The 16,970-nt window shown below is 71.2% G+C and carries 14 protein-coding genes; 6 read left to right on the forward strand and 8 right to left on the reverse strand.

Features of this window, described 5'->3' with window-relative positions:
• Positions 1–110: 110 nt before the first annotated feature.
• Positions 111–893 (forward strand): tyrosine-protein phosphatase, encoded by a 783-nt coding sequence (locus HCN51_RS29745; protein WP_346433846.1) that lies wholly within the window; start codon positions 111–113, stop codon positions 891–893.
• A 102-nt stretch (positions 894–995) separates the two neighbouring features.
• Here the strand turns inward: HCN51_RS29745 and HCN51_RS29750 are convergent, their stop codons facing one another.
• Both HCN51_RS29750 and HCN51_RS29755 read right to left on the reverse strand, forming a co-directional pair.
• Positions 996–2,036: a Gfo/Idh/MocA family oxidoreductase gene (locus tag HCN51_RS29750; protein WP_168013758.1), complete on the reverse strand. Its 1,041-nt coding sequence runs from the start codon at positions 2,034–2,036 to the stop codon at positions 996–998.
• A gap of 26 nt (positions 2,037–2,062) precedes the next feature.
• Positions 2,063–2,965 carry a proteasome assembly chaperone family protein gene (locus HCN51_RS29755; protein WP_080036200.1) on the reverse strand — a complete coding sequence of 301 codons (903 nt, stop codon included), beginning with the start codon at positions 2,963–2,965 and terminating at the stop codon, positions 2,063–2,065.
• Positions 2,966–3,051: 86 nt separating this feature from the next.
• Between HCN51_RS29755 and HCN51_RS29760 the strand changes: the two genes are divergently transcribed.
• Positions 3,052–3,453: an ankyrin repeat domain-containing protein gene (locus HCN51_RS29760; protein ID WP_428981555.1), complete on the forward strand. Its 402-nt coding sequence runs from the start codon at positions 3,052–3,054 to the stop codon at positions 3,451–3,453.
• A 155-nt stretch (positions 3,454–3,608) separates the two neighbouring features.
• The gene (locus HCN51_RS29765; protein WP_168013760.1) at positions 3,609–4,529 is read left to right on the forward strand and encodes a terpene synthase family protein; all 921 of its coding nucleotides are present in this window, start codon (positions 3,609–3,611) and stop codon (positions 4,527–4,529) included.
• A 14-nt stretch (positions 4,530–4,543) separates the two neighbouring features.
• Here the strand turns inward: HCN51_RS29765 and HCN51_RS29770 are convergent, their stop codons facing one another.
• Entirely contained in the window at positions 4,544–6,664 is a 2,121-nt protein-coding gene (locus HCN51_RS29770) for an ATP-binding protein (RefSeq protein WP_346433847.1), read from the reverse strand.
• Between the two features lie 289 nt (positions 6,665–6,953).
• Between HCN51_RS29770 and HCN51_RS29775 the strand changes: the two genes are divergently transcribed.
• Complete coding sequence (locus HCN51_RS29775; protein ID WP_168013761.1) at positions 6,954–7,400, forward strand: GNAT family N-acetyltransferase; 447 nt, start codon at positions 6,954–6,956, stop codon at positions 7,398–7,400.
• A gap of 1 nt (position 7,401) precedes the next feature.
• Here the strand turns inward: HCN51_RS29775 and HCN51_RS29780 are convergent, their stop codons facing one another.
• Entirely contained in the window at positions 7,402–9,078 is a 1,677-nt protein-coding gene (locus tag HCN51_RS29780; protein ID WP_168013762.1) for a glycerol-3-phosphate dehydrogenase/oxidase, read from the reverse strand.
• Positions 9,079–9,174: 96 nt separating this feature from the next.
• Here HCN51_RS29780 and HCN51_RS29785 point away from each other — a divergent pair, with 96 nt between their 5' ends.
• Positions 9,175–9,981 carry an MIP family channel protein gene (locus HCN51_RS29785; protein WP_168013763.1) on the forward strand — a complete coding sequence of 269 codons (807 nt, stop codon included), beginning with the start codon at positions 9,175–9,177 and terminating at the stop codon, positions 9,979–9,981.
• 136 nt (positions 9,982–10,117) lie between these two features.
• The gene (gene glpK / locus HCN51_RS29790) at positions 10,118–11,632 is read left to right on the forward strand and encodes a glycerol kinase GlpK (RefSeq protein WP_168013764.1); all 1,515 of its coding nucleotides are present in this window, start codon (positions 10,118–10,120) and stop codon (positions 11,630–11,632) included.
• A gap of 82 nt (positions 11,633–11,714) precedes the next feature.
• On the opposite strand, the gene HCN51_RS29795 is transcribed toward glpK, so the two are convergent.
• The 4 genes from HCN51_RS29795 to HCN51_RS62420 form a co-directional block, all read right to left on the reverse strand.
• On the reverse strand, positions 11,715–12,563 hold the full coding sequence (locus tag HCN51_RS29795) for an ABC transporter permease (RefSeq protein WP_168013765.1): 849 nt from the start codon (positions 12,561–12,563) through the stop codon (positions 11,715–11,717).
• Complete coding sequence (locus HCN51_RS59875; RefSeq protein WP_240973371.1) at positions 12,560–15,589, reverse strand: alpha/beta fold hydrolase; 3,030 nt, start codon at positions 15,587–15,589, stop codon at positions 12,560–12,562. The genes HCN51_RS29795 and HCN51_RS59875 overlap by 4 nt, the downstream gene beginning before the upstream one ends.
• A gap of 187 nt (positions 15,590–15,776) precedes the next feature.
• Positions 15,777–16,199: a nuclear transport factor 2 family protein gene (locus tag HCN51_RS29810; RefSeq protein ID WP_168013767.1), complete on the reverse strand. Its 423-nt coding sequence runs from the start codon at positions 16,197–16,199 to the stop codon at positions 15,777–15,779.
• Positions 16,200–16,308: 109 nt separating this feature from the next.
• Positions 16,309–16,716: a hotdog domain-containing protein gene (locus HCN51_RS62420; protein ID WP_168013769.1), complete on the reverse strand. Its 408-nt coding sequence runs from the start codon at positions 16,714–16,716 to the stop codon at positions 16,309–16,311.
• Positions 16,717–16,970 lie beyond the last annotated feature (254 nt).

Consider the following 16,970-nt stretch of genomic DNA (forward strand, 5'->3'; position numbering starts at 1 on the left):
CGATCACCAGCCGTGGAGGCAGAGCTCGTGGATCCATACGTTCATGCTGCGTTATGAACCTCGAATCCGCTGCATGTTGGCGGACATATAGGGTCGTAATAATGAGCGAGATGACGAGGTGGATCGATCTGGAAGGCGCGGTCAACGCGCGTGACCTGGGCGGACTGCCGACTCGCGACGGTGGCCGCACCCGTCGCGGGCAGATCTTCCGCGCCGACAACCTGCAAGGCCTCACGCCCGCCGACGTGGAGCTGCTGGTGGGCGAGCTGAGACTGCGGCACGTGGTGGACCTGCGCTCCAACGCCGAGGTGGCGCTGGAGGGGCCCGGCCCGCTGACCCGGGTGCCGGAGGTGCGCCACCACCACCTGACGCTGTTCGCCGAGGGCGGCCGGCACACCGACGTCGAGGCCGACACCATCGACGGCGACCGGGTGCTGCCGTGGGCGGAGCGGGTGATCGACGAGGAGCTGCGGGTGACCGGCTTCTACTTCGGCTACCTGCGCGACCGCCCCGACTCGGTGGTGGCGGCGCTGCGCGCGATGGCGCTGGCCGACGGGGCCTCGCTGGTGCACTGCGCGGCGGGCAAGGACCGTACCGGGGTGCTGTGCGCGCTGGCGCTGGAGATCGCCGGCGCGACGCGGGAGGCGATCGTCGAGGACTACGTGGCCACGGGCGAGCGGCTGGAGCTGATACTCAAGCGGCTGCGCGGCAGCGCCACCTACCGCGACGACCTCGACTCGCGGCCCGCCGACGACCACATGCCGCGGGCCCGCTACATCGAGCAGTTCCTCGGCGTCCTCGACGACCGCTTCGGCGGGCCGCTGGGCTGGCTGGCCGAGAACGGCTGGACGGACGCGGACACCGAGGCCATGCGCGCCCGCCTGCGTGACTGATCGCCCCGGACGGACACCTCGCGGACGCCTCTCGCCAAAAGGGGCACCTCGCGTTGGGAGGGGCATCTCGCGTCAGAAGGGCATCTCGCGTGGGAAGGCGCCTCAGTCGAGGCGGACCACGATCCGCTGGGTCGCCGACAGGCGGGCCGCCTCGATGATCGCCAGCACGTCCACCGCGCTGCCGGGGTCGACCGGCGGCGCCGCGCCCTCGCGCAGCGCCGCCGCCACGCCCCGGTAGAAGTCGAGGTACGCCCCCGGCTCCGTGCGGACGATCTGCCGCTCGTTCTCCGTGCCCAGCACGCCCCAGCGGTCTTCCTCGTCGTCGCCGAACCCCGGCGAGTCGGGCGTCATCCCGGCCCGCAGCCGCTCCTCCTGCACGTCCATCCCGTACTTCACGAAGCCCGCCGAGGAACCCAGCACCCGGAAGCGGGGCCCGAGGCGCGCGGCCATCGAGCTGGCCCACAGGTGCGAGCGGGCGCCGGAGGCGTGGGTGAGGGCGACGAACGTGTCGTCGTCGGCGGAGACCCCTTCGCGCCGGACGTCGCTCTCGCAGTAGACCTCGCGCACCGGGCCGAGCAGTTGCACGGCCTGGTCGACGAGGTGGCTGCCCAGGTCGTAGAGCAGGCCGCCGACCTCCTCAGGGCCGCCGGACTCGCGCCAGCCGCCCTTCGGCACCGGCCGCCAGCGCTCGAAGCGCGACTCGAACCGCAGCACCTCGCCCAGCCGCCCCTCGCCGGCCAGCCGCCGCACGGTGCGGAAGTCGCCGTCCCAGCGCCGGTTGTGGAACACGGTGAGCAGGAGCCCGCGCTCCTTGGCCAGCCGCACCAGCTCGCGGCCCTCCTCGGCGGTGCGGGCCAGGGGTTTGTCCACGACGACGGGCAGGCCCTGCGTGAGCGCGGCGGTCGCGGTGGCCACGTGCGTCCTGTTGGGCGAGGCGACCACGACGAGGTCGCACCGCTCCCACAGGTCCGCCACCTCGGCCACCCCCGCCGCGCCGTACCTGCCGGCGACCTCGGCCTGGCGATCCGGGTTGCGCGTGACGACGGCCGTCAGGGTCAGGCCGGGGGTGGCGTGGATCAGTGGGGCATGGAAGTACTGCCCCGCGGTGCCGTAACCGACGAGGCCGACCCGGATCTCACTCATCGGGCCAGCGTAGCGGGGGTGCGGGCCTATTCGTCGTCACGCTCGGCGAGGAAGCGCTCGAACTGGGCGGCGAGCTCGTCGCCGGTGGGCATGGGCGTGGTCTCGGCCATCAGGTTCTCGCGTTCCGCGCCCGCGGCGAACGCGTCGTACTGCTGCTCCAGGCCGCTGATCGCGGTGGACAGCTCGCTGGAGGCGCGGATCTGCTCCTCGATCTCCGTCGTCGTACGGCGGGCGGCCTCGCGCAGCGCGTCCATCGGGAACACCAGCCCCGTGCCCCGCGTCACGGCCTCCAGCCCGGTCACGGCGGCGGTCGGGTATTCGGCCTGCGACAGGTAGTGCGGCACGTGCACCGCGTACCCCAGCGCGTCGTGGCCCTGCGCGCCGAGCCGCAGCTCCAGCAGCGCCGCGACGCTGCCGGGCACCTGGACCCGCCCGAACACGCTGCTTTGCGCATTGTTGATCAGCTCCGGCCTGCTGGCGTGCATGGTGATGCCGAGCGGGCGGGTGTGCGGCACCGCCATGGGGATGCCGTGCAACGTCACCAGCTTGCTCACCTTCAGCCGCTCCACCAAGGCCGCCACCGCCTTGGCGAACAGCTCCCACTCCCGGTCGGGCTCGGGGCCGCTCATCAACAGGAACGGTGTGCCGGTCGCGTCCTTCGCGACGTGCACGGCCAGCTCGGGGCTCTCGCACTCCACCCACCGGTCGGTGTCGAACGTCATGATGGGCCGCCGCGACCGGTAGTCGAGCAGCCGGTCGACGTCGAATGTCGCCACGACCCGGTGCTCCAGCTCGGCCAGCAGGTGGCCCAGCGCGAGCCGTCCGGCCGAGCCCGCGTCGACGAAGCCGTCGAAGTGGTACAGCAACACCGGATCGGTAAGCTCGGGCGCGTCGTCTGCGAGCTCGTAGAGATCCTTCGGGTCGAACACGGTTGAACAGCCTTTCCCTAGGTACTCTTCACCAGAACCTACGGCGCGTCGTATCGATTCCGTGCACGGCACCCTATCGAGGCACAATGGGCATCATGGACGGGGATCCGGAGCTGGAAGAGTTCGCGACCAAGCTGTTCGGCCTGGCCAGGGCGGGTGACACCGAGGCGCTGCGGGCGTATGTGGAGGCCGGGGTGCCGGTCGACCTGACCAACGGCAAAGGTGACACTTTGCTGATGCTGGCGGCTTATTACGGTCACGCCGAGACTGTTCGGATGCTTGTCACAAGCGGCGCCGATCCGAATCGTGCCAACGACCGTGGGCAGACGCCGCTCGCCGGCGCGGTCTTCAAGAAGGAGTCTGCCGTGGTCAGGGCGCTTCTGGACGCCGGGGCCGACCCGTATGCCGGTCAGCCGTCCGCGCTTGAGACCGCGCGAATGTTCGCGAATGACCAGTTTATCCAGTGGTTCACGCAAAGTGATTCATAGTATGAAATAAGCATTATAGGGCTCGAAGTTGCCGAGTGTGGCCTTTCGGTCACTCCATCGTCATGCTGGGGGACGTGGCTACTTCTGCGCACTCCTTCAGCAGGCGACCGCTCCACATCCCTCCGTTGCCATGCCCGTTCCCCAACGAGATCAACGTGCATGCCTCAGAGGTCGATGCGGAGAGCCACACCTGGCTGGCCGCCTCAAAGATGCTCAACGGCGCCGACACCATCGAGCACTTCCGGCGCTCGAAGATCGGCCTGCTCGCGGCACGGACCAACCCCACCGTGCCGCGCGACAGTCTCCGGCTGATCAACGACTGGTACAACTGGCTCTTCGCCTTCGACGACGCGTTCTGCGAAGGCGAGCTGATGGGGCACCGGGCCTCGGCCCTGGCCCGTGCCCTCCCCCCGCTCCTGGAGATCCTCGACGGGCGCAGGGAGCCCGACGCCGGCGACCCGTTCGGCCTCGCGCTCCACGAGCTGCTGCACCGCATCTCGCAGTACGCCACCCCCGCACAGGTGGACCGGTGGCGCATCACGGTGAAGGAATACCTGTTCGCCCAGATCTGGGAGGCCGCCAACCGCGAGGCCGACCTCATCCCCACGCCCGACGACTACGTCCTGATGCGCCGCATCACCGGTGCCACCTACACCTGCTTCGCCCTCATCGACGCGGGCGGCGGCTACCGCCTCGAAGCCGAGGAGTGGCACCACCCCGACGTCCGCACGCTCTCCGACCTGGCGTGCGACCTCATCGGCTGGGACAACGACCTGCTGTCGTACGCCAAGGAACGCGGCAACGACAAGGCGCGGCACAACCTCGTCACGGTGCTGGCCACGCACAAGGCCCTGTCCCTGCAGGACGCGCTGCGCGAGGTCGCGCAGATGCACAACGACGCCATCGCCGCGTTCCTCGACCGGCGCGCGGCACTGGAGCAGTGGGCTCCGCTCCCGGTCCGCAAGTACGTACGTGGCCTCGAGCACTGGGTGCGCGGCCACATAGAGTTCTCCCTCGGCAGTGCGCGTTACGTGCACGCCTGGCCTGACGGCACCCAGTGGCCGCAGGCCGTCTGACGGTCCCGCTTCCCTTAGCTCTCGTCGAGGGCGTCCGGGTCGTCCAGCGCGAGCGCGGACGCCTCGTCGAGATCGAGCCGGGCGCCCTCTTCGAAGGCGTCCTTGTAGGCCAGCTCGCCCAGCCGCTGCCGGCAGTCACGCACGCACATGTTGTGCTCGTCGGTCATCCAGGGCGCGCCGAGCTGTGGCAGCCCCGCCGTCTTCCAGTTCTGCTGCAGCGCCCCGAGGAGCTGGGCGGCCAGCGTCAGCCTGCCGGACAGGACGAAGATGCGCGCCGCCGTCTCCAGCGCCAGCAGCGTGCCCAGCGTGTCGTGGAAGTGCCGCTTGATGCGCAGCGCCTCCCTGGCGTTCTGCAGCGCGTCCATGGTGCGGCCGCCCGCCAGGCGCGTGCCCGCCAGCGCCCACTGCGCGTGGGAGCTGACCCACAGCTCGCCGCGCTCCTTGCACACCTGGAGGCAGTCGAGCAGCAGCGACTCGGCTTCGTACAGCTCGCCCTGCGTGGTCAGCACGATCGACAGCTCGACGATCGCGGGCAGCAGGCCCGGGTTGAGCTCCCTGTTCTCGGTGTTGAACTCGATCGCCACGCCGAGCAGCGCGCTGGCCTTCTGCAGGTCGCCCTGCAGCAGCGCGGCCGTGCCCTGCATCTTCGAGGCCAGGATGACCGCCCGCGAGTCGCCCACCCGGACCGCCTCGGTGCTGCACGTCTCGGCCGCCGCCAGCGCTCCGCCGCTGTCGCCCTGGGCGCTCTTGACGTACGACAGCACCCACAGCGCCTTGCAGCGCTCCTTGCTCACCGCCGGGTTGGCCTCCAGCGCCCGCTCCAGGTACAGGCGGCCCTCGCGGGCGAACCCGCAGCACACCCACATGAACCACAGCGACGACAGCAGCGTCAGCGCCAGCGCCGACTTGCCCGGCGACTTCAGCGCGTGCTCCAGCGCCACCCGCACGTTGTCGTGCTCCTGCCGCATGCGGACGAACCAGTAGATCTGCCGCGGCCCCGACCAGGCCTCCTCGCTGCGCTGGGCCAGGCTCAGGTAGTACTCCAGGTGCCGCTGCGACATCTGCTCCTTCTGGCCGAGCTTGTCGAGCCATTCCTCGCCGTACTCGGCCAGGGTGTCGATCAGCTTGTACCGCACGCCCGCGTGGTTGCTCCTGATCAGCAGGATCGACTTCTCCACCAGCCCCGTGACCAGGTCGGTGATGTCTTCGGAGGGCAGCCGTCCGTCGGAGCAGACGAACCGGGCCGCGTCGAGCTCGAAGTCGCCCGCGAACACCGACAGCCGCGCCCACAGCAGCCGCTCGGCCGGCTCGCACAGCTCGTGACTCCAGCCGATCGCCGCCCGCAACGTCTGGTGGCGCGGCAGCGCCGTGCGGCTCGCGCCCGCCAGCAGGCTGAACCGGTCGGCCAGCAGCCCGAGGATCTGCTCCACCGACAGCGCCCGCAGCCGCACCGCGGCCAGCTCGATCGCGAGGGGGATGCCGTCGAGCCTGCGGCACAGCTCCGCCACCGGCCCGATGTTGTCCTCGTCCAGCACGAAGTCGGGCACGCTCGCCCCGGCCCTGGCCGCGAACAGCTGCACCGACTCGTTCGTGAACAGGCTCTCCGCCGGGTCGTCGCCCGGCACCTGCAGCGGCGGCACCGGCACCACGTGCTCGTACGGCAGGTGCAGCGACTGGCGGCTGGTCGCCAGCACCTTCAGGTTGGGTGCCGCCTCCAGCAGCTCGTGCACCAGCTCGGCGCAGCCCTGCACCAGGTGCTCGCAGGTGTCGATGATGAGCAGCATGTCGCGCTCGCCCACCCACTCCGACAGCGACTCCGACTCCGCCCGCGACGACTGGTCGGCGATGCCGAGCGCCGAGGCGATCGTGTGCTTGACCATGCCGGCGTCCTGCAGCCGGGCCAGGTCGGCGAACCAGACGCCGTCGGGATAATGGGAGCGCACCTGGTGCGCCAGCCGCAGCACGGTGCGCGACTTGCCCACACCGCCGATGCCGGTCACCGTCACCAGCCGCGACTCGCTGAGGTGTCGTTTGAGGTTGGCGAGGAGGCGCGTACGGCCGACGAAGCTGGTCAGCTCCGCCGGCAGATTGCCTTCACGCCGCCAGCCTGTCGGGGTGGCCATGAGCAGCCTCACGGGGGGTAGGCGACACCTGCCTTCGCATCGTACCGCCGTGCTCGCCGCCTGTCCCTGGACCACGGGACACGCTCGGTGCCGGTTTGTACGCCTGAGTAGCATGGATGTCGTGGAGGATTTTCTACCTGAGCAGACCGCCGACGACACCGACCTCGGCTGGGGCGACTGGCGCGAGGCCGACTCCGACGCCTTCTACCTCGACAACCGCCCGCCCCACTGGGGCTAGCGCCCCCTTCCATGCACTGGGGCTAGCATCCCCTTCCGTGTACTGGGGCTAGCATCCCCTTCCATGTACGCCCTGCGCCCCGCCACGCCCGCCGACTACGACGCCATCGCGGCCGTGATCGACGGCTGGTGGGGCCGCCCGATCCTGCCCGCCCTGCCCCGGCTCTTCCTCGACCACTTCCACGGCACCAGCCAGGTCGCCGAGACGGCTGACGGCACCCTAGTGGGCTTCCTGATCGGCATCCTGTCGCCGTCGCTGCCCGGTGAGGCGTACATCCACTTCGTCGGCGTCTGCCCGGACGCGCGGAAGAGCGGGCTGGCCCGCACCATGTACGAGCGCTTCTTCGACCTGGCCCGCGCCGACGGGCGGCGGGTCGTCAAGGCGGTCACGGCGCCGGTCAACACGGCCTCCATCGCCTTCCACCGCCGCATGGGCTTCGAGGCGGGCGACCCCGTCCCCGGCTACAACGGTCCCGGCACGAGCCTGGTCACGTTCACCCGCCCGTTGTAGGTCAGTCGCCTTTTCCGGACGTGCGGGCCTGGGCGAGGGCGGTGCGTTCGGCCTGCACCAGGCTGCGGCAGCGGGCGATCTCCTCCTCCACCCGCGCCCGATCCCACCCCAGCACCCCCGCCATAAGCTCCGCGATCACCGGAGCCGCCTGGTCGGCGAGATCGCTCGACTCGATGAGCATCCGCGTCCGGCGGGCCACGATGTCCTCGGCGTGCAGCGCGCCCTCGTGCGTGACCGCGTAGCAGACCTCGGCCCGCAGCCACGGCCCCGGCTCGATCAGCGGCTCGCCGAGCGCGGGGTCGTCGCGCACCAGGTCGAGCACCTCCATGGCCAGGTTCCCGTAGCGGCGCACCAGGTAGGCGACGGTGTCCACGTCGAGGTCGTGGTCCTCCGCGATGCGGCGCACCGAGCGTTCGAGCGCGGGCAGCCCGTCGGCGCCGAGCAGCGGCAGCCGCTCGGTCACCGACTCCGGCACGTCGTAGCCCTCCAATGCCGCGTCGATCACGTCCTTCGCCATGATCCGGTACGTCGTGTACTTGCCGCCCGCGATCGTGGCCAGGCCGGGCAGCGGCACGTCCACGACGTGCTCGCGCGACAGCTTCGTGGTGGACGAGGTCTCGTCGGCGGCCACCAGCGGTCGCAGCCCCACGTAGAGGCCCACCACGTCGTCCCTGGTCAGCGGCCTGGCCAGGACGGAGTTGGCGTGCTCAAGGATGTAGTCGATGTCCTCGCCCGTCGCCGCCGGCTCGGTGCGGTCGCCGTCGTAGTCGGTGTCGGTCGTGCCGACGATCCAGCGCCGGCTGGTCCACGGGATGATGAACAGCACGCTCTTCTCCGTACGGATGATCATGCCGGTCCGCGAGTCGATGGCCTCGCCCGGCACCATGACGTGCACGCCCTTCGACATCCGTACCTTGAAACCCGCCTCCGCCGCCCCCGGCAGCGCGGTCACCGGATCCGTCCACACGCCGGCGCAGACCACCACCGCGTCGGCGGCGACGTCCACCTCGCGGCCGCTCTCCTCGTCGCGGACCCGCGCGCCCACCACCCGCTCGCCGCGCTCGTCCCGCAGCATCGCCACCGCCCGCGCCCGCGTCGCGATCACGGCGCCGTGCGCGGCGGCCGTGCGGGCCAGGGTGAGCGTGAAGCGGGCGTCGTCCACCTGCGCGTCGTAGTAGATCATCGCCCCGGTCAGCACGTCGGCGCGCAGGCCGGGCGCCATCCGGCGGGCCTCCCTGATCGACAGGTTGCGGTGCCTCGGCATCGGGCGGCGCACGCCCTCCAGCGCGTCGTACAGGGTCAGCCCGGCCGCCACGTACGGCTGCTCGATCACCTTGCGGCGCAGCGGGTACAGGAACGTGACCGGCCTGACCAGGTGCGGCGCCAGCCGGGCGACGAGCAGGTCCCGCTCCTTCAGCGCCTCCCTGACCAGCTTGAAGTCGAACTGCTCCAGATACCGCAGCCCGCCGTGGATGAGCTTGCTGGACCTGCTCGACGTGCCCGCCGCGAGGTCGCGGCTCTCCACGAGCGCCACCCGCAGCCCGCGCGCCGCCGCGTCCAGAGCGGCGCCCGCCCCCGTCACGCCACCGCCGACGACCAGCACGTCGAACGTCTGGTCGGCGAGCCGGTCGATGGTCTCCTGACGGGTCCTGGCGTCGATCGCCCCGGTCAGCCCCATGGCACGTCCATCACTTTCCGCAACGTATGACACACAGAGCGTGTTCGTTCCCTCAATCGGGGAATGGCACACAACGCCGCTTCAAGGAGGTGACCGGTGGCCGGACGCGAAGCCCGGAGAGGGCTGACGGGGGAGCTCGTCGCGGAGTTCGCGGGAACGATGGTGCTCATCCTGTTCGGCGCCGGCGTCGTCGCCCAGGTCGTCGCCGCCCAGCTCGGCGACCACGACAGCATCGCCTGGGCATGGGGCATCGGCGTGATGCTCGGCGTCTACGTCGCCGGGCGCACCACGGGCGCGCACCTCAACCCCGCCGTCACCGTCGGGTTCGCCCTGTTCCGCGGCTTCCCCTGGCCCAAGGTCCTGCCGTACGTCGTCGCGCAGACCGCCGGAGCCTTCGTCGCCGCCCTCATCGTGCGCTGGAACTACTCCGAGGTGCTGGCCATGGCCGACCCCGGCCGCACCCTCAAGACGCAGATCGTCTTCTCCACCCTGCCCGGCAACGGCACCCTGCCCGTCGACATGTGGGGCGGGCTGCGCGACCAGATCATCGGCACCGCGATCCTGCTCTTCGTCATCTTCGCCCTGTCCGACACGGCCAACATGGCGCCGAGCGCCAACCTCGGGCCGTTCGTCATCGGCCTGCTCGTCGTCGGCATCGGCATGTCCTTCGGCACCGACGCCGGCTACGCCATCAACCCGGCCCGCGACTTCGGCCCTCGCCTGGCCAGCTTCCTCACCGGCTACGGCGGCGCCTGGCGCGACCAGTACGGCGACCTGTACTTCTGGGTGCCGATCGTCGGCCCGCTGATCGGCGGCGTCCTCGGCGCCGGCCTCTACCAGGCGTGCATCGCCCGCTTCCTCCCCCAGGGCGAGGACCGCGACACCGTGAAGCCGTCCGACTGACCAGGGCCGGACCGACAAGGGCCGGACCGCCCGAGGCCCGCCCGAGGCCCGCCTGAGGCCCGACCGGCCAGAGCCCGACCGACCAGAGCCCGACCGACCAGGGTTCGATTGACCGACCAGGGGAGAGCAGAGCACCATGCCGGACTTCGTCGGCGCCGTCGACCAGGGCACCACCAGCACCCGCTTCATGATCTTCGACCATGAGGGCGCCGAGGTCGCCAAGTTCCAGCTCGAACACGAGCAGATCCTGCCCAGGGCCGGCTGGGTCGAGCACAACCCCATCGAGATCTGGACCAGGACCGCCGCCGTCATCCAGACCACCCTGCAACGCACCGGCCTGCACGACAGCGACCTCGCCGCCCTCGGCGTCACCAACCAGCGCGAGACCACCGTCGTGTGGAACCCGCGCACCGGCCGCCCGTACTCCAACGCCATCGTCTGGCAGGACACGCGCACCGACCGCATCGCCGCCGCCCTCGAACAGGACGAACGCGGCCAGGTCATCCGCGACAGGACCGGCCTGCGCCCCGACGCCTACTTCTCCGGCGGCAAGATCCAGTGGATCCTCGAGAACGTTCCCGGCGTCCGCGAGGCCGTGGACCGCGGCGAGGCGATCTTCGGCAACACCGACACCTGGACCGTGTGGAACCTCACCGGCGGCGTCAACGGCGGCGTGCACGTCACCGACGTCACCAACGCCAGCCGCACCATGCTGATGGACCTCGACACGCTCGACTGGGACGACGAGCTGCTGTCGTACTTCGGCATCCCCCGCGCCATGCTCCCCGAGATCCGCCCCTCCTCCGACCCCGCCGGCTACGGCACCACCACCCGGTACGGGCCGTTCGGCGGCGAAGTGCCGATCACCGCGATCCTCGGCGACCAGCAGGCCGCCACCGTCGGCCAGGTGTGCTTCTCACCCGGCGAGGCCAAGAACACCTACGGCACCGGCAACTTCCTGCTGCTCAACACCGGCACCGACCGCGTCCGCTCCCAGAGCGGCCTGCTCACCACCGTCGCCTACAAGTTCGGTGACCAGCCCGCCGTCTTCGCCCTCGAAGGCTCGATCGCCGTCACCGGCTCCGCCGTCCAGTGGCTGCGCGACCAGCTCCACGTCATCACCTCAGCGGCCCAGAGCGAGACGCTCGCCCGGCAGGTCGCCGACTCCGGCGGCATGTACTTCGTGCCCGCCTTCTCCGGCCTGTTCGCCCCCTACTGGCGGGCCGACGCCCGCGGCGCCATCGTCGGCCTGTCCCGCTACAACAACGACGCCCACCTCGCACGCGCCACCCTGGAAGCCATCTGCTACCAGAGCCGCGACGTCGTCGAGGCCATGCAGCGGGACTCCGGCGTCGTGCTCGACGTCCTCCGCGTGGACGGCGGCGTCACCGCCAACGACCTGTGCATGCAGCTCCAGTCCGACATCCTCGGCGTCCCCGTCAGCCGCCCCGTCGTCGCCGAGACCACCGCGCTCGGCGCCGCCTACGCCGCCGGCCTGGCCGTCGGCTACTGGCAGGACACCGACGAGCTGCGCGCGCACTGGGCGGAGTCGCGCCGCTGGAACCCGACGTGGAACGAGGAGCGGCGCGAGAAGGCGTACGCGGGCTGGAAGAAGGCCGTCACCAAAGCCTTCGACTGGACCACCGACTGACCACCCACCCGCCGGCACCACCCCATCCCCCGCCACCGGACCCGCAGCCGCCCTCCTTCAGCTGATGACGCCCTCCCGACCTTCAGCTGGTGACGTCCTTGCGGCGGAAGCGGCGGAACGCGATCGCGATCAGGATCGCCGCGTACGTGACCGACACCGACGCGCCCTTCGCCATCCCGCTCCAGTCCAGCTCCGGCACCAGGGCGTCGGTCCATGCGTTGTTCCAGAACGTCGGCAGGAACTCGCGCAGCACCCCCAGCGCCTCCACCGCCTGCAAGATCGTGCAGACGATCCACAGCCCGACCGCTCCGCCCACCGCGCCGAGCGGGGAGTCGGTCATGGTGGAGATGAGGAAGGCCAGAGCCGCCACCACGAGCTGGCTGACCAGCGCGTACCCGATCACGATCCCGAAGCGCGGCAGCACGTCGAGCGCCGGGATGCTCTCGCCGGTGCCGGGCACCGTGATGTCGTCCCAGCCGAACGCCAGCGTGCCTGCGAGCAGCCCCATCAGCGGCAGCACGATCACCGCCGCCGCCGAGTAGCCGAGCGCCACGATCAGCTTCTGCCGCAGCAGCCGGTCACGCGGGATCGGCGCCGCCAGCAGATACCGCAGGGACGACCAGTTGGCCTCGCTCGCCACCGTGTCGCCGCAGAACAACGCGACCGCCACCACGAGCAGGAAACTGGCCGACACCGACAGGACGAACGCCGCGAAGTTCAGCCCGCTCTGCGTCGCCAGATCCGACATGCGCAGCGCCGACTGCCCCTGCGAGCTCGACTGCGGCCCGATCTGGAACGCGATCACGAGCACCCACGGCAGCGCCAGCAGCAACGCGAACATGCCCAGCGTCCGGCGCCGCTTGAACTGCCGGACGAACTCCACCCGCAACGGCAGCGTGCGGTTCGGCGCGTAGCCGGTCGCGGTGGTCATGGCTTGTCTCCGATGAGATCGAGGAACACGTCTTCCAGGCGCGGCCCGTGCCCGTTGGCGACCGCCGCCGAGCCCAGCAGCCGCGACACGGGCCCCGCCGACACCAGCCGCCCGCGCCGCATGACCACCACATGACTGCAGGTCTGCTCCACCTCGGCCAGCATGTGGCTGGACACGATCACGGTACGGCCGTCGCGCGCGTACCGCTTGAGCACCTCCCGCATCTCCCGGATCTGGGGCGGGTCGAGCCCGTTGGTGGGCTCGTCCAGCACGAGCAGGTCCGGCAGCCCGAGCATCGCCTGCGCGATGGCCAGCCGCTGGCGCATGCCCTGCGAGTACATACGCACCGCCCGCGCCAGCGCCTTGCCCAGGCCCGCGATCTCCAGGGCCTCCTCGAAGTGCGCGTCCGCCTTGGGACGGCCGGTGGCGGCCCAGTACAGCTCGATGTTGTCCCGCCCCGACAGGTGCGGCAGGAACCCGGGCCCCTCCACGAACGACCCGAGCCTCGACAGCACGGGCGCACCCGGGCTGACCCGCTCCCCGAAGATCCTGATCTCACCGGCGTCCGGATGGATGAGCCCCATCATCATCCGCATCGTGGTCGTCTTACCCGCCCCGTTGGGACCGAGCAGCCCGAGCACCTGCCCCCGCTCCACCCGGAACGACAGGTCGTTCACGGCCAGCTCCCCGTTCCGGTACGCCTTCGTCAGCCCGCTGATCTCCAACGGCACCTCCGCACCGCCACCGCCACCGCCGGTGTCAGCGCCTGCGCGTGCGCCGACGTGGACGTGCGCACTGCTCGCGGTGGTGATCTCATCAGCCCCGGCGCCATCGCCTCCGCTGACAGTGGCATCGGCGACGAGGCTGCCGTTGCTCCTGCCCAAGCCGCCCCGGCTCTCGTCGGTCGTGTCGTCGCCGGCAGCGACGTCGGCGTGAGCACCGTTCGCGTCGCCACCCGGACGCGCGGTGTCGCCATGCGCCGCACCGCTCGCGGGGAAAGCGCCCGTCGCCCCGTCCCCGGCGGTGGCGTCCTGTCGCGTGCCGTTCAGGGCGGGTGCGGCGAGAGGCGCGTCCGGTGTGGCCGGCGGCTCGGCCCCGCCCCGGCCGGCCGTCGCGAGGACGGGACGGCGGCGGGAGCGGCCCGTGGACAGGAGGACGGCGGCGAGCAGTACGGCGGCTAGCGGCATCGCCCACACCCACCACGCCACCCCGGTGGGAGCGGTGGCGAGCGTGCTCACGGTGGGGATGGTGACGGCGGGGGAGGCCAGCGCGACCTGGTACGCGGCCGGCTGGGCGGGCGTGGCGAAGCCCATGTCGGTGGTGGTGACGACGAGGCGGAGCCGGTGCCCGGCGGCGAAGCGGTGGTCGATGGCGGGCAGGCTGATCGTGGCCTCCGCGCTGCCCGCGTCCTCCGGGATCGTCACCCGGACGGGTGCCACCAGCCCGGCGGGCAGGGTGGGCAGCTGGGTGTCGTCGGCGACGTCGTACAGCTTCGCGAACAGGGTCGCCTCGCCCTCGCCCTCGCCCGTCACCCGGACCCGGACGGTGGGGCTGCCGGTGAGCTGGAGCGGGGCGGTGAGCGGCGCGGACTCGAACGCGGCGCTCTGGCCGGGCATGTCGATGGACACACCACCGGTGTTCTGGCCGCCGAGCAGCCCGCCGAGACCGGGCACGGTGGAGATCGAGGCGGGGGCGCCGCCGGGCGGGTTGACGATGTTCTGCTCGGGGCCGTTCAGCCGGACCGAGGTGGTGGCGGTGCCGGCGAGGCCCGGGTAGGAGGCGGCTTCCGGGTGGAGGCGGATGCGCTGCCGGGTGCCGGGGTCGCGCCCGCCGTCGCGCGTCACCGTGAACGCGCTCACCGGCGGCGCCGCCTGCCCCGCGCCCTCGCCCTTGAGGTAGCGCGCGAACCAGGCCGCCGACTGGTCGAACAGCCAGTCGGCCTCGCCGTTGCCGCCGTCGTGGCCCCCGTCGAACCAGGCCAGGCTCACCGGCGTGCCCTGGGCGGCGATGGCCCTGGCGTTGGCGTCGGCGTGGCCGAGGGGGAACAGCGAGTCGCGCTGGCCCTGGATGAGCAGGGTCGGCGCCTTGATCTGCGCGGCCACCGTGATCGGGCTGGACTTGCGCAGCAGCTCGACGGCCTCGGGCGTGGCCCGGCCGGTCTCGGCGACCTGCTGGTAGATGTCGCAGATCTCGGGCCGGAACCGGCCGCACCGCGCCTGCTCCGCCGTCACCGGCCCGGCCGCCGTCTCCCTGCGGCTCAGCAAGGACGTGGCGTCCAGTGAGACGCCCTGGCCGAAGAAGATCCCGGCCCACATGCGCTTGAAGACCCCGCTCATGGCGGCCTCATCGTCCGACTGGACGGCCGCACCGGAAGGCTGCGTGGCGGTGCTGTTCGTGCCGGAAGGCTGCGCGGCGGTGGCGCCCGTGGCGGACGGGTGTGTGGCGGGGGTGCCCGTGCCAGACGGCTGTGCGGCGGCGTTGGGGAAGAGGGCGTCGGCCAGGTCGGACCAGGTGATCTGCGGGACGATCGCGTCCACCCGATGGTCATAGGCGGCGGTCATCAAGGCGATGGCCCCGCCGTACGAGCCGCCCGCGATGCCCACGCGCGGGTCGCCCGAGGCGTCGAGCCGGACCTCCGGGCGCTTGGCCAGCCAGTCGATGAGCTGCTTGACGTCCTTGACCTCGTAGTCGGGCGAGTTGAGCGCGATCTGCCCGGTCGAGCGGCCGAAGCCGCGCGCCGACCAGGTCAGTACGGCGTAGCCCTGCTGGGCGAGGCGCACGGCCTGGTCGCGCATGCTCTGCTTGCTGCCGCCGAACCCGTGGGCGAGCAGCACGGCAGGCGCCTTCCCACCGTCAGGCGGCGGGAAGAACGTCGTATCGAGCTCGACCCGTTGGTCGTCGTCCGGTCCGTCGACGACGGTTATTCGCTGGTCATGACCCCGCACCTCCGGAGCCGACGGCCACACGAGCCACGCCGTCACCCCGATGAGGGCGAGTGCCGCAACCAGGGCGGCCACACGCTTCATGCGGTGAGCCTACTTTCCGCACCTGAGAGATCGCTGAGACGCGTGAACGCCGGGACCTGCTGAAAGGCGCTCGTAGAGGTGGATGGGTGGGGGCGGGCGGGTCGTGGAAGCGCAGGACGACGGGCGGGCAAGTCGATGACCATCCGATCATGAGGCGGCGGTGTCCACGGCGGTCCTTCGTGGTGGCCTACGCGGTGGCGCTGCCGGAGTGCGCGCGGGCGACGGTGAGGCTGTCCTCGTAGATGTGGTAGCGGGTGATCAGGCCGTCGGTGACCGTGAGGTGCAGGGCGAACGGGGAGGTGTAGGACTGGCCGGTGGCGGCGACGGTCTGGGCGATGTCGCCGAGCACGACGGCGTCGTCGCCGTCGACCAGGATGCGCGTGACGGTAGTGCCGTTGAGCTCGGGCACGTGGTACGACCCGAGCATGCGGAAGTGCTCCGCCACGTCACTCCGGCTGGAACGGGGCCGGATCCACGGCACCGAGGGGTGCCCCTCGGCGGGCCAATTGAAGCGCCAGTCGCTCTTCTCGGCGAACAACTCGGCGATCCGCTCGACGTCTCCCTCACCGATCCGCCGCAGCAACTCCTGCACAGCGTCGTAAGTCGTCATGATTCATCCCCTAAGTCCGTTTCGGTGATGCGTGCATGCGACAGTCTCCCCGGGTCGGTACGGCTTGGCGATTACCTGGCAGGTAAGCCGGGCGGCTATGCGGGCGAGCTCAGCCCATGATCGCGTAGACGGTGGTGGCGTGCGCGGCCGTCTCGGTGGCGCCCTCGGCGGTGAGCGTGATCTCGGTGAAGGCCAGCGTCCGCCCCAGCTTCGTGATGCGCACGTCGAGCAGAACGTCCTTGCCCACCACCGGCCGCTGGAACGTCGTGGCCTGCTGCACCGTGGTCATCGGCACGAACCCGCCCCGCGCCGACGCGATGGCCAGCACCGTGGCCGTGTCGGCCGCCGCCATCATGGCCTGCCCGCACAGCCCGCCGCCCTCCCTGGCCAGATCGTCGGACCAGGGCAGCCGGACGACGGCGTGACGCTCGCCCACCTCCTCCACCCGGAGGCCGAGCTGCTTGATCCAGGGGGCGAAGTATTCCTGGAGAATCGCCTCTGCGTCTTCTGGAGTCACGGGCTCATCATGCACGCTGGACGGAACGGGCGAGAGGCCGTGCGGCCGATCTGTGGACAAGCCGTCACCGGCCCGACCGCGCCTGTGGACAGGGCCTCGGGAGCCGGGCCACGCTTGTGCAGACGGCTCCCGGCTCGGCTCACAGGCTGTGCGCACGGCTCCCCGCCCGGTTCGCAAGCTGTGGACACGGCTTCCGGCCCGGCTCTGTGCACGCGGCTCCGGGCCCGGCTCACAGGCTATGCGCACAGTCCTGC

The sequence above is a fragment of the Nonomuraea composti genome (genome assembly GCF_012034275.1).
In the GTDB taxonomy this organism is placed as follows: Bacteria; Actinomycetota; Actinomycetes; order Streptosporangiales; family Streptosporangiaceae; genus Nonomuraea; species Nonomuraea composti.

Coding starts and splice junctions, on each gene's coding strand:
- glpK (WP_168013764.1), top strand. CDS start 10,118: ATGCCGGACTTCGTCGGCGCCGTCGACCAGGGCACCACCAGCACCCGC.
- HCN51_RS29810 (WP_168013767.1), bottom strand. CDS start 16,199: ATGACGACTTACGACGCTGTGCAGGAGTTGCTGCGGCGGATCGGTGAG.
- HCN51_RS29750 (WP_168013758.1), bottom strand. CDS start 2,036: ATGAGTGAGATCCGGGTCGGCCTCGTCGGTTACGGCACCGCGGGGCAG.
- HCN51_RS29745 (WP_346433846.1), top strand. CDS start 111: ATGACGAGGTGGATCGATCTGGAAGGCGCGGTCAACGCGCGTGACCTG.
- HCN51_RS59875 (WP_240973371.1), bottom strand. CDS start 15,589: ATGAAGCGTGTGGCCGCCCTGGTTGCGGCACTCGCCCTCATCGGGGTG.
- HCN51_RS29795 (WP_168013765.1), bottom strand. CDS start 12,563: ATGACCACCGCGACCGGCTACGCGCCGAACCGCACGCTGCCGTTGCGG.
- HCN51_RS29760 (WP_428981555.1), top strand. CDS start 3,052: ATGGGCATCATGGACGGGGATCCGGAGCTGGAAGAGTTCGCGACCAAG.
- HCN51_RS29775 (WP_168013761.1), top strand. CDS start 6,954: ATGTACGCCCTGCGCCCCGCCACGCCCGCCGACTACGACGCCATCGCG.
- HCN51_RS29780 (WP_168013762.1), bottom strand. CDS start 9,078: ATGGGGCTGACCGGGGCGATCGACGCCAGGACCCGTCAGGAGACCATC.